At 32.5% G+C, this 12,812-nt stretch carries 7 protein-coding genes and 1 riboswitch; of the genes, 4 read left to right on the top strand and 3 right to left on the bottom strand.

Annotated elements, in window-relative coordinates:
- Window positions 1-2: 2 nt before the first annotated feature.
- The 3 genes from P6733_RS09385 to P6733_RS09375 are packed head-to-tail and all read right to left on the bottom strand — an operon-like array spanning window position 3 to window position 8,267.
- Window positions 3-3,554 (bottom strand): DUF6443 domain-containing protein, encoded by a 3,552-nt coding sequence (locus P6733_RS09385; RefSeq protein WP_306352603.1) that lies wholly within the window; start codon window positions 3,552-3,554, stop codon window positions 3-5.
- Between the two features lie 13 nt (window positions 3,555-3,567).
- On the bottom strand, window positions 3,568-6,663 hold the full coding sequence (locus P6733_RS09380; RefSeq protein ID WP_306352602.1) for an RHS repeat domain-containing protein: 3,096 nt from the start codon (window positions 6,661-6,663) through the stop codon (window positions 3,568-3,570).
- An 11-nt stretch (window positions 6,664-6,674) separates the two neighbouring features.
- Complete coding sequence (locus tag P6733_RS09375) at window positions 6,675-8,267, bottom strand: T9SS type A sorting domain-containing protein (protein ID WP_306352601.1); 1,593 nt, start codon at window positions 8,265-8,267, stop codon at window positions 6,675-6,677.
- A 249-nt stretch (window positions 8,268-8,516) separates the two neighbouring features.
- Window positions 8,517-8,587, top strand: a riboswitch (Fluoride riboswitch).
- Between the two features lie 50 nt (window positions 8,588-8,637).
- On the opposite strand from P6733_RS09375, the gene P6733_RS09370 reads away from it, so the two are divergent.
- From P6733_RS09370 to P6733_RS09355, 4 genes are all read left to right on the top strand, one after another.
- Complete coding sequence (locus P6733_RS09370; RefSeq protein ID WP_306352600.1) at window positions 8,638-9,906, top strand: voltage-gated chloride channel family protein; 1,269 nt, start codon at window positions 8,638-8,640, stop codon at window positions 9,904-9,906.
- A 183-nt stretch (window positions 9,907-10,089) separates the two neighbouring features.
- Window positions 10,090-11,091, top strand: a complete 1,002-nt coding sequence (locus P6733_RS09365) for a DHH family phosphoesterase (RefSeq protein WP_306352599.1) — start codon at window positions 10,090-10,092, stop codon at window positions 11,089-11,091.
- Between the two features lie 13 nt (window positions 11,092-11,104).
- Complete coding sequence (gene gldI, locus P6733_RS09360; protein ID WP_306352598.1) at window positions 11,105-11,671, top strand: gliding motility-associated peptidyl-prolyl isomerase GldI; 567 nt, start codon at window positions 11,105-11,107, stop codon at window positions 11,669-11,671.
- Between the two features lie 29 nt (window positions 11,672-11,700).
- Window positions 11,701-12,789: a peptidylprolyl isomerase gene (locus tag P6733_RS09355; protein ID WP_306352597.1), complete on the top strand. Its 1,089-nt coding sequence runs from the start codon at window positions 11,701-11,703 to the stop codon at window positions 12,787-12,789.
- The last annotated feature ends 23 nt before the right edge of the window (window positions 12,790-12,812 follow it).

Here is a 12,812-nt window from a genome sequence, read left to right as displayed (position 1 = left end):
ATTTATTTTGTAAAAAACAATTCTAACAAATTCCCTAAGACACCTATAGAGTTCAATATATTTTCACTTGTACTCTTAGCTCCATAAATAGCAGTAACATTATTGTTTTGTCCATAAGGTTTCGTTAGAGAATATGTTTTTGTATATATACTACTAAAATCTCCATTATCAATATTTGTCTCAATATTTGTTTTCATATTTAATTGACCACCTTTAGCATATGTAATTTTACTATTACCCAATTGTTCTAAAGTATTAACCGTATGAGACATTTTCTCTTCACCTAAATGACCTCCAGACACAATTTCTTTCTCTCTAACCTCAACCTTTTCAGCTTTTTCATAGCCTTGGTTTTTCATAAAAGACACTGGATTTTCTATTTTAGCAATTTCTTTATCCAAAATATTGGTATTGGACCCATGTGCTACTTTATTTCCAAACATATTATCCGGCCCTAATCGATCATAATTTCGAGCATCACCTGCTCCCATTTTATCAGCTATTTCCTGTGTTAAAATTGACTGGTCTTTCACATAAATCACAGCACCCGTTTTGTTATTCACAAACCAATCATCGCCTTTGAGGTTATCAAAACTAGCAATCCGATTTAAGTCAAGTGGGCCAATACCTGGATCCATACTATCAAAACTTAAACTATACATCCCATCGGGATCTATAAAATAAACTGGATTATCATTGGCATAGGTATAGGTAGAAAAGCGTCTACTTTTCTCTGCTAATGGATCAATATTCATCCATCTTCCTAGGGCTGGATCATAATTACGGGCTCCAAAATCGTACATATTCAATCCAAATTCAGCTTGTAATTCTTTTCCATTGTACTTATATTGAAATGTTAAGGGCGGCACTATTGGTTCAAAATCAAAATCGGCTAATGTTATTTTTTGTTCCATTTTTCTAAAGCTCAACAATCCTGAATTATAATTGGTATGCTTCAGCCCATATGCATAATAATGGTTTTCTTCCATAATTTTTAACACATTCGTGCTTGGATCTAGTCCATAACTCAAGCGCACATTACCCAAATGGTCCTTATAATTAAATACATAGTTATAATTTCCACTTGTATATCTTACATAACCCTCTGAATGTGGGAAAAATTGCAATGTCCCACTACTGTATTGAAATCCATTGAGGTAATCCACCGTAGTATTTTCTAACAGACTCGAAGATAAGACCTTTTTTTGAATTTTAACACCTTGTCCATTGTATACGTATTTTAATTTATTTCCTGTTTTAAACGTAACTTCAAGTGGCAAATTAAGGTGGTTATAAACTACTTTTGTAATTCCTTTATTCAAATCTGAAATCACATTTCCATTTACATCATAAACATAATCACCCAATATCATTTCATTGGGATCATTATCCTTAAATCCTTTGGGGTTATTAGATACATCTGAAACCGTTTCTAATCTATTAGAATCAAGGGCATAATCATAGTACAAAGCATCAATCTGTATATTTGTAGAAGGATCATCAAAATCTCCATTTCGTAACAGGCTTAGAATATTTCCATTTTTATCGTACGTGATACTTTCATTATAACTGTTATTAATCGGTATTGCATCATTCGGTTTTTGGTAAGTCGACTGTAATAATCGATTTAAATTATCGTATTGATACCCATATTTTCGTGTTATATTATCACTACTGGAACGCCAGTAGGTTTCAGCAATATTCCCATTGTACAGCGGTTTTACCCCAAAAACATTTCCTTCTGTCGTATTATAATTAATTTTAAAAGCAAATAGATCTGCAGGTATACCCCCAGCATTTAGATTATTAATATTGTTTATCGCCGTTAACCATCCTTTTATATTATAACTATAATCTACTTTTTGTAGTGATGAGGCTCCTGTTATATCAGTCCCACCAACACTTTTCTTCGCCAACCTACCCAATACATCGTATTCATTTTTAGCAATTAATTGTTTCGGCAACTGATTAATTTGTTGGCTATGTGTTTCCAACCGATCTTGTACTGTGTAGGTAAACTCATCTTTAATCAACAATTCAACATCATTATCTGATCTTTTATGTTTAGTTAGTGTATAATTTACTTTACCCGAAAAATCAAGATTTATATCGGAGTGTGTGTATCCTCCCAAATAATTCATTATCTTACTACTGATTGGTCTGGCTTTATCATCATAGAGCATATAACTGGTTTCCGCCTTATACAGAATACTAGTTTCCAATAATCTTGCATAATTTCCTGTGGGTAATCCCTTAGGTTTTACAATTGAATTATAATAAACCGTTTGCCCTTCAATTGTTGTAGGGATAGTGACGGGTGCATTTGGAAAATTATAGTCATCATAATAATTCACTGTTAACACATGGTAGTTACTTGCTGGCCAAGCCACTGTTGTATAACGAAAAGAAACGCCATTAACAGTTGAATTCGATTCTGAAGCAATTTTTGTTTCATAAAAATTACTAGTTTGAAGATTTCGAGCATCTTGTATTGTTTTTCTATCGGAACTGGTCACAGTTGTAGATTGCATCCATCCTGTCAATATAGGTCTATTCAATGCATCATACTTCACAATCAACCAGCCAATATTATTAGGCGATACAAGGTTGCTAAACGGTGAAAAAGCAGGTCCAGTTGCTACAACGTTATTCAACTTATCGTAGATGATGTATTCCCATTGTTTTCCTGGTATTTTTTTCTCTACCATACGATTATGATGATCGTATTTATATTGATAACACAAACTATTCAATCGTATCTGAACTGGTACACCCACAACAGCAGGCGGTATAACATAGGTTAAATTTCCATATTGATCATATACATAATAGGTATCGTGAGCAATGTTATTCTCATACAATCGTTTTAATATTACTCGACCACTTTTGTCAGTAAATTCTTCTATCGTATTGTCTTTGCCATTTATCCAATGCTCATTCTTCGTTATTTTTTTATATAATTTCACTGCCTCCCAATTGGTGCTTCCATTTTGAGATAAAGCAACATCATACAATCCTAATGTTCCATTCCAACTTGCCGTTGCCTTATAAAGCTTTACTTCATTTGCACCATTCGTTTGATATTCCAATTTCACTTCATGTCCAGATCCTATTTCCCAACCTGTACCAACTCCTCCCTGCGCTGTTAATCGTTCCAATGGAGAGGCTTCGTACACTTTTTCACTATAAGGAATTTCAAGCGTCGACAAATTATAATAATTAAGAATATTACCTTGTGCATTATCTTCAAATTCTAGCCCTTCACTAGAACTTACATATGGAAGATATTCTTTTGATTGGTTTCCAAAAATATCATATTCAATATGGGTTACTAAGTTCTTTCCATTCCCCGATTGTTTACTTAAAATTTCTTGTATCGGTTTCCCTAAAGCATCAAAGTAGGTAATACTTTGATTTGCCTGAATACTGCTAGGCATAGGAATAGACATTGTTGTAGCTTGCTTATACGTCGTTTTTTTAATATAATTCTGTGTTGCAGTTTGTCCTATACAAATTATTGGAAACAAAACGAATAAATATATAATTTTTCTCATCATGATTCTCTTTTTAAGATTTATAATGGTATTCGTTCTCTGATAAAATATTTCCATTTTTATCTCGTACAGCTTTTAGCCTACCCAAAGTATCATATTCATACGTAATTCGATTTCCTTTCTCATCGGTGATAGTGCTCACACCCACTAAAGGTTTATAGGTATAAGTGGTAATCATTGCATTCGGTAAACTTACCCGCAAACTATTTAATGCCGTTAACAAATTTGACTCTGGTCCATAAGCAGATGTTTCTTCCAATTCTACTAAAATATCTACACTAATGGATGCTGTGCCTATATTTTGGATTTTTGCCAATAGTTCAGTTTTATTGTACCCCCATATGTAAGCACATTTAACTCCAAATTCATCTACTGTTTCCCAAATATTCCCATATTCATCTCTTTTGGTTACCTCCAGCGAATTCATTGTGTTTGTACCATCTTGAGAAGTCATCAATTTATATTTTTTTTCTTGTTTAGGTAATACACCAACATAATAAGCACCATATAACATTTTCTGTTCTAATAACTTTTCACCATTTTTAAAGCTATAAGTTAGAATTCGTTCAGCCTTTCTATTATTCTGTACTAAATTTGACATCCCAAACTCATTCTGAACAATATTATCAAATGGATAATAATATTCATTCCTAAAGTTATCTGTATCGTCATTAATCAACTCTTTTCTGATTAAGCCATAGTTATCATCATATTCAATATTTTTATTCCTTGACATCATAGATCCATTAAAATACTCTTTTTCAGTAACCCCAGTCATTAGAAATCTTCTCTTTTTAAATTTCCCTATCTCATAACTAAAACAATTATTGCTATTAAACTCTAGATAGCAATTGTCATCCAATATAAAGTTAGTCTTATAACTAATAGGTATACTATCATACACTTTAGCGGTATAATTATAAAGTGTCTCTTTTAAAAGAATATTATTTTGAGTGAAAATTTTTGTGTTTACTATCTTACCTCGGAAAATATCATTATTAAATATTAATTCTGCTTTACCATTTTTAATATATATATCCCATATAATAGAATTTGGAAAAGTAGGATCATAATAAATAGATTCTACTGGTAAACTATTCGGGTATTGTGCTGGTGAAGTATAACTATACAGTGTATATCCTTTATTTTCCTCAAAAACTTTTACTCTAGAATAACCTACATAAACACCATTTGTCAATTCTACATTTGATTTACTTAAATTAAATTTTTCTACATCAAACCAAGCATTAAATTGAACTGGAGTGAAATTCTCAGGAAACAAGATTTTTGGGCCTTTATATTGAAAATCAATAAATCGCGGTATAGAAACTACTGAACCAGATGATTTATTTTCTTCTGTTTTATATTCATATTTTAACGTTCTAACTGTATTGCCATCAGATATATTTTGTTGCCTAACTCTCAATCCTCCCCCTTGAATTTCAACATCATTTAATAAGAATCGATTTAATTCATAATCCAATTCTATATAACCACCCGTTGGGTACTCTATACGCTCTAATATTGCTGCTTTACAAAAATTCAAATTTGGCATTAATGAATAATTACCCAAAACGGGTATCGCATTTGCATTTAATGCTAATGGTAAAAATGAATTTTGTTTATTGTTTTGATGGAAATAACTTGTTGCTATTGGCTTCCCCATTGGATATTTAATTGAAAAAAAATTATCTTCTGTTAAATCAATATAATAATTGAAGTTTTTTGACTCCCCATTATAATATCCTAAAAAATCAGAAACAGTAACAGATCGGGTTGGCAATTGTGTTTCGTTATATGTTAATTTATATTTTTGATTACTTGAATTATCAATCCCTTCAATAGTTACGTCATTCAATTTTAATCTTTTTGAGTACGGGGAATAATCAAATTGATAAGCCATAAAATAATCAAAATTTAAATTAGCTTGTTTAATTCTTTCACCTCGAAGATTATATAAAGTAATACTCGTTAAAGCTTTTTCTCCTGTAATATCTTCTCGATCCAAATTATAATTAAAAATTATTGCTCCTTTATCAAAAGTAATTTTCTTGATACGATTTAGTTTGGGGTATCTATTCCAAACTCCTTGTTTATTTGAACTAAGTTCAGCCCCAGCTCGATGGTTATCTATTATTTCTGAAAAAGCGAGTGAATAGGTTTCATATTCAAAATCGACTGTTTTCATAGTCTTCAAATCCTTTATTTTAGTTAGCCTATAGGCTACTATATTAACATTAGCCCATAGTGATTGATTAACGGGTAAGAAACTATTTGTAACATCTCTATTATAAAGATATTGGGAAACGTCAGGTTTATCAAACGTGTACTCATATCCATCTATTGATTTTATTGTAATTTTATCTATTCCTCTTACAGCATAATTTGGATCAAAACTAATTCCACCGAAGTATTTACTTTGCTCTCCATATCCTACAGAACTATAATACTTTCCCCACATACCAGATATCACTTTACCATAAGTTTCTTGAATTAAAAAACTTTCATCCCCATCCAAAACAAAAGGCTTTCCTGCATTATTATTAACACCATTTGTATTAAACAAAGGCTCATGTATAAACGTACAATTAATATTCGGTGCGCTTACAATAAATTCATCTGGTAATGGATCACCAGAAACGTTTAACTGTGCGGGATTTGGTACGGGTAGCTTATTAAATAACCAACCTACTGGTCCAGTATAAGTATATTGATGCATCTCATAATCATAATAAGAATCTGGTATTTCAAAATCTTCAATTCCTTTGACAATTTTAGAAATAGCCCCACCAGCATTCAGAGACCAATTTAGTCCTACTGACGATGCTACTTCATTTAACTTTACACCGCCTGTATTATAGGATAACCCAATAGGAATTTTAAATCCATTTAAATCGATTTCATAGAATGGAATGTCAATATTGACTCTACCTGTATAATTTGAAACGGGTAAAAAATTCACTTTCTGAAAACTACTTACTTCAGGTGGTAAAATATTCGGACTACTTATTGTTGTTGGACTAAAATTTAATATAGGTGAAGTTGGTGGTTGAGAAAAACCTTTACTAAAACCTAGGATGGCCAATACTAATATTAATTTATACTTCATCATCTTAATTCTTAATTGTCTTTTTTAATAATCTTAACTCCATCACTTTGCACATTGGTCGTTATATTTACAATATAAATACCCTCTGGGTATTGACTCAAATCAATTGGTATTGTTCTACTCTTAATTTCAAACTGTTGTAATATGTGCCCCACCAAATCGACCAATGTCGCAGTTCCTTTTTCAAATTCATACCCAATAATAACATTAGCATAGGAAGATGTAGGATTTGGAGCAGCTTCAATTCTTAGCTTTTCTTTTTCAGGTTTCTTTTCATCTTTTATTTTTACTACCCAAAAATCATGGCTCCCTATCATTGAACCTTTATCCCTTGATGATTTACTATTTGAAGTTCCTGCTAATAAATATCCGCCATCTCTTGTTTCTACCGTTTTCTTCAAAATATCCTCCCCAGCACTTCCTACTGTTTTTCTCCATAATTCCTCTCCATTCGCATCAATCTTTAAAGCGATATAATCATTAATTGATTTTTTATCTGTTTTTTTTGTCCCCATTACTTCACTCTGTGCATATCCTCCAATTAATAGACTATGGTCTTCATTTTCTACTAATGATGTCAATACATCAAACTCTCCAAAATTATATGTCTCCTGCCATACAATTTCTCCAACTTCATTTAGTTTAAAAACCCAAAAATCGGTTCCTTTTTGATTCCCTTTATTTTTATGATTATTGCTTCCCGAATTTGAATTCCCTCCTACAATATATCCTCTATCATATGTTTGATGTATAACTTGTAATTGATCGTCTTGATCTCCACCAATTGTCTTCTGCCACTCAATTTCACCCTTATCGTTTAGCTTTACTACCCAAAAATCTCCGATACCGATATTATCTTCTGTCTTATTTCCCGAAATGGGTGAGTTTGAATAACCCCCTAAAATATATCCTCCATCAACTGTTTGTTCTATACTCCTTAATTCATCTACATATACTCCTCCAATTGTTTTTTGCCATTCAATTTGACCTTTATCATCTAATTTTACTACCCAATAATCAAGGTTTCCAAAACTATCTTCCATTTTATCAAACGATTTATTGGAATTTGAAGATCCTCCCAAAATGTATCCACCATCTCGGGTTTGGTATATACTTTTTAATTTTTCCTGTCCTTTACCTCCTATTGTTTTTTGCCATTCTTCTCCACCTTTAGCATTAAGTTTAATGATCCAAAAATCATCTTGTCCTTTTGCATTTTCTATTTTATCAAAACTAATGTTCGATTCTGACGTTCCACCTAAAACAAATCCCCCATCACGAGTTAAATGAATGCTTTGTAAAAAATCAGCTCCACTACCTCCAAAGCTTTTTTGCCATTCAAATTCTCCTTTTTCATTCATTTTCCAAACCCAATAATCTAAATCACCTTTATTATTATCCGATTTATTTCCTGATTTATTTGACAAGGAACTTCCTGCCAATATAAAACCATAATCTGCCGTAGGTTGGGCATCCATCAAATAATCTGCATGTTTTCCTCCATATGATTTTTCCCAAAGAATATCTTGGCCAGAAACAGAATAAATACAGAAATGTAGTAGTACTACTAAAAATTTTATTTTATTATTAATTATATAGCGCATTAAAAAATATTTTAAATGAAAAACAACCTTGTTAAACAAATGCCAAAACTAAACAAAATTCACTATAATCAATCGTAAATAAATAAATTAACAAACAGTACTTCACCATAAACGTAAAAAAAATGAGAATTATGCAAAAAACGCATATTTTGAAAAACACTTAAACTTACTGAATTCAATGTCTGACTTCACGTTTTTAGTAATTCTGCTGAAATTCTATTCATTTCAAAAAATATTTATAAATTTGTATTCATATCAGGCAATGGTGTCTGCCTCGAACTGTCCCTTAATTGCTTGGGAATGATGGCGCCTACAAAATCAGACATTAGCTGTAGGGCTTTTGTAATTGTATAAACCAAGCATCATTACCATGAAATCAACAAATTTCAATTCGCAGTTCAATCATTTTACGTTCAACAATAGCATTCGTTATTTTTCAAAATGGATAATAATTTGTCTATTGGTTGGCATTAGTACTGGTTCACTTTCTGCCTTTTTTCTCGCTGCCCTAGAATGGGTAACACAATACCGAACTCATCATGAATGGATAATTGCTCTGCTACCCATAGGTGGTTTAGCAATAGGTTTGCTTTATTATTATTACGGCAAAGAAGTTCTCAAAGGAAATAATCAGCTGTTAGAAGAGTATTACCAACCACAACAGAAGATTCCTTTCAAAATGGCTCCTTTAGTTCTTATCGGAACTTTACTAACGCATCTTTTTGGAGGTTCAGCTGGTCGAGAAGGTACAGCAGTGCAAATGGGCGGTGCTATTGCAGATCAATTCACCGCTCCTTTTAAACTGAATAATACGGATCGAAAAATAATTTTAGTTGTGGGAATTAGTGCCGGTTTCGCTGCTGTCTTTGGAACTCCAATTACAGCTGCAATCTTTGCTCTTGAGATCCTGTTGATTCGTAAAATTGATTATAAAAGTATTTTCCCTTCTTTTCTCGTCGCTTATATTGCTCATTATACCGTTGGCTTTTGGCAAATTCATCATACTCATTATAGCATACCTTTCATCCCTGAATTTACACTTGCTAATTTAGGATGGATTAGCATTATTGGGATTTCATCTGGTTTGGCAGCACTTTTATTTGCCAAAACAACTCATTTCTGGACACAGTTATTCACTAAAATAAAATATGCTCCGCTCCGTCCATTTATTGGAGGGATTGTGATTGCAATCGCTGTTTACGCTTTAGGCACCACACAATATATCGGATTGGGTATCCCTGAAATCCAGAAAGCTTTTGTTCTTCAAAATCAGCATCAGGATTTTTTGCTCAAAATACTTTTCACAAGTTTCACATTGGGTGCTGGATTTAAAGGTGGCGAAGTAACGCCTCTATTCTATATAGGTGCTACATTGGGTAGTGCTTTATCTTTTTTCATTCCTTTACCTATCACATTATTAGCCGGAATGGGATTTGTAGCTGTATTCTCTGGCGCTACTAATACTCCATTAGCTTGTACACTTATGGGAATGGAATTATTTGGTTATGAATGTGGTTTATATGTTGGAATTGCTTGTTTTGTAGCTTATTTCTGTTCGGGTTCCAATAGTATCTATCATGCGCAATTAACGGAAAACAGTTCGAAAAAACGCCTATTAAATCGATTGCGAAATCTGTAATAGTAAAGGACTATTTATATTCTGTGTAACCATTTATAGCGAATGGTTTTCTTTTCCTTTACACCTACGTTTCAACTAAATACGTTATTATTTCTCCTCAAAATTTAACTATTATTTCTTTTTTTATCAAGATAATAAAGTTCCTATGACAAGTTATTTTATAAAATTGTAAATTCGCAACTTATGAATATAACAGACATTAAAGGTATCCTATCCTTATTGGAGGTGCCAAAAAAGATAGCTATTATCCCACACCGCAGTCCAGATGGGGATGCCATGGGTTCAACTTTAGGATTGTACCATTTATTATTAAAGCTCAACCATCATCCGGTTGTTGTTTCTCCAAATGAATTTCCTGCTTTTCTGGAATGGTTACCGGGTTCTGAAACCGTGAAGATTTTTGAAAAAAACAAAACAGAAACAACTAAAATATTACAGGAGGCGGAATTAATTTTCACTTTGGATTTTAATGCTTTGCATCGTGTGGGCGAAATGGAATTTGTACTAAACAAATTAGCTACTCCATTCATCATGATTGATCATCATCAAAAACCAGATGATTATGCTGCTTATACTTATTCGGACACTGCTTTTGGTTCTACTTGTGAGATGTTGTACAATTTCATTTCTTTTTTAGGGCACAAAGACTTAATCGATAAAACAATTGCTACTTGTATTTACACCGGAATTGTAACTGATTCTGGTTCTTTCCGATTTCCAGCAACAACGAGTACCACGCATCGAATTGTAGCTCATTTATTGGAACTTGGCGTTAAGAATAGTGAAGTACATAATTTGCTTTTTGATAATAATTCATACAGTCGATTACAATTATTAGGTAGGGCTTTACAAAACTTAAAATTGCTTCCTGAGCATCAGGTTTCTTACATTACTTTGAGCCAAGAAGAATTGGATACTTTCAAATATGTAAAAGGTGATACGGAAGGAATTGTAAATTACGGCCTTACTATAAAAGGTATTATTTTTACTGCTATCTTTATCGAGCATAAAGAGGAAGGAATTATAAAAATTTCATTCCGTTCTCAAGGTGATTTTGATGTAAATCAATTTGCTAGAGATCACTTTAGTGGTGGTGGACATATTAATGCTGCTGGTGGAAAATCTAATTTATCACTAGAAGAAACGGTAAATCAATTTGTTGCTATAGTATCAAAAAGAAATTAAATTTTTTAAAATTATGAAAAACATCGGCTTACTATTGCTATTTGTGATCGGAGCATTCTCTTTTGCCAGTTGTTCGCAACAACAACAAGCAAGAAAGCCAATTTCACAAACTTCAGGTAGTTTCTTGAAAGAATCTATTGAAAGAAATAAAGAATTAATTGCCAATGAGGAATCATTGATTGATTCGATTATTAAAAGCAATCCAAAAATTGAATATCTTGCATCGTCAAAAGGATATTGGTACCATTATGAAGTAAAGGCAGATAGCTTGGAAGTTAAAACTCCTGTACGTGGTGATGTTGCTTATTTTGATTATGAGGTAAAGGATTTATTAGGTAATTTAATTTATTCTGATGTTGAGTTAAGACCGCAAACCTATTATGTGGATAAAGAAAACATAATGATGGGTTTACGTGATGGTATTAAATTAATGAAAGAGGGCGAGAAAGTAACCTTTTTATTCCCTTCTCATATGGCGTATGGCTATCATGGGGATAATAAAAAAATTGGTACAAACGAGCCTATTATATGTACTGTTACATTGAATGACATTAAAGCAGAGAGTGAAGTAAAACAATAATAATTTTATCAACCCAATTTAACTATAAAATGAAACGAATGACGAGTCTATTATTAAGTGTATTGACACTGTTTTTTGCCTGCAATGCACAAACCAGTAATCTGGAAGATGGTTTATATGCCGAAATCGCAACGAATAAAGGTAAAATCGTTGTACAATTAGAATATAAAAAAGCACCTGTTACCGTAGCTAACTTTGTGGCTCTTGCTGAAGGTAAAAATACTTTCGTAAAAGATGATTTAAAAGGAAAACCATTATATGATGGTTTAAAATTTCACCGTGTAATCAAAGATTTCATGATTCAAGGTGGAGATCCTCAAGGAAATGGTAGTGGTGGACCAGGTTACAAATTTAAAGATGAGCCAAACGATTTAAAACATGATAAACCAGGTATTTTGTCTATGGCAAATGCGGGTCCTAATACTAATGGAAGTCAGTTTTTCATTACTCATAAAGAAACTCCTTGGTTAGATGGTAGACATACTATTTTTGGTCATGTTGTTGAAGGAATGGATGTTGTTAATAAAATTGAACAGGATGATGTAATTGAAAAAATTACAATCGTTAGAAAAGGTGCTGATGCAAAGAAATTTGATGCTCCAAAAATATTCAAGGATTATTTCAATACTGAGTTAACTTCTCAAAAGAAATTAGAGCAAGAGTCTTCTAAAGTGAAAGCTGAAAAAGTAGCTTTATTTGCGGCTACTAAAAAAACAGCGACTAAATCTGATACTGGTTTAGAATACAAAATCGTTTCTAAAGGTGCTGGTAAAAAACCAGCTACTGGAACTACTGTATTTGTACATTATGCAGGTTATTTAGAAAATGGTGAATTATTCGACACTAGCTACGAAGGTGTTGCTAAAGCTTACGGGAAATATGATGCTCAAAGAGCTCAGGCTAATGGTTATGCTCCAATCTCAGTAGAATATGCTGTTGCAGGAAAAACTATTCCAGGTTTCTCTGAAGGTATTGGAAAAATGTCTATTGGTGACAAAGCAATCTTATTGATCCCTGCTCATTTAGCTTATGGTGAAAGAGGTGCTGGTGGTGTTATTCCTCCAAATGCTAATATCATATTTGAGGTGGAGCTTTTAGAAAGTATGCCAACAAAATAATCTCTTTTTGAGGTATAAAAAAA

This window comes from Flavobacterium aerium (genome assembly GCF_030766725.1).
GTDB classification, from domain to species: domain Bacteria; phylum Bacteroidota; class Bacteroidia; order Flavobacteriales; family Flavobacteriaceae; genus Flavobacterium; species Flavobacterium aerium.
This window is presented reverse-complemented; position numbering and strand designations above follow the sequence as displayed.